Consider the following 794-nt stretch of genomic DNA (forward strand, 5'->3'; position numbering starts at 1 on the left):
CAGCTTTACCTCGCGTCTCAAAGCTATGTTTGAAGTGATCTAAGGATTCCTGATCTGGAGAGAGAACTTCTGCACGAAGCGTTTCACTAAGCGGGCGCAGGTACTCAATTTCAGCCTTCGCGACGACTAATTCACCATCCAGACCTAATTCTTGAGACTTTATTGAGGACATTCCCCATGCTGTAGCAACAGCGATGACATAGATACTTCCACCAAACGCGGTTCCCTTGTCATTGGTATTCGGATCTAGCGGCGCTTCAAAAACAAGTCTATTTCCATCATAAGAATGTACCGAAATCTCTGCAGCACGAGCCAAAGGCACATTAAGCATAAAGAAGTCTTGAAGTGCGCGTGCTGCGATATCGTGTAATGCATTCATTCGGTATAGATCTCAAAAAAGAATAAGCGCGAAAGTATACCGCAAATCAAATATAAACCTAGTTGCATCACCGCATGCATACTAACTCGAATACATTAAGCGGCGATGCAAACCGAACTACTAAAAAGCGACGCAAGAACAATGCAAGAACTACGCAACCTCAACTTTGACATTTTGTGCTTGCGCGCGAAGCTGATGCTCAAGACCTGCTGGCAGATTCAATGCTTTTGAGAGCAGTGATAAATGCCTGTATTCAGACTCGTCATCAAGCTCAATTGCCAAACAAGAAGCAAGATAAATCTCTGCCTTTTGCTCCATTGAATCGAACTGTCCAACTATCTCAACCATGGGTACAGGCTGCAGGAATAGATTCAACAACTCACTCTTCACATTCACACTCAAATCTAACCTGTTA

At 43.7% G+C, this 794-nt stretch carries 2 protein-coding genes; both read right to left on the minus strand.

The window, feature by feature from the left end; translation table 11 throughout:
- Positions 1–379, minus strand: a 379-nt coding sequence (locus A3762_RS24620) for a YiiD C-terminal domain-containing protein (RefSeq protein WP_068758088.1), incomplete at its 3' end; no start/stop codon positions are given.
- Positions 380–529: 150 nt separating this feature from the next.
- On the minus strand, positions 530–794 hold a 265-nt coding region (locus A3762_RS24625; RefSeq protein ID WP_156493734.1), incomplete at its 5' end, for a DUF533 domain-containing protein.

This window comes from Oleiphilus sp. HI0125 (assembly GCF_001635355.1).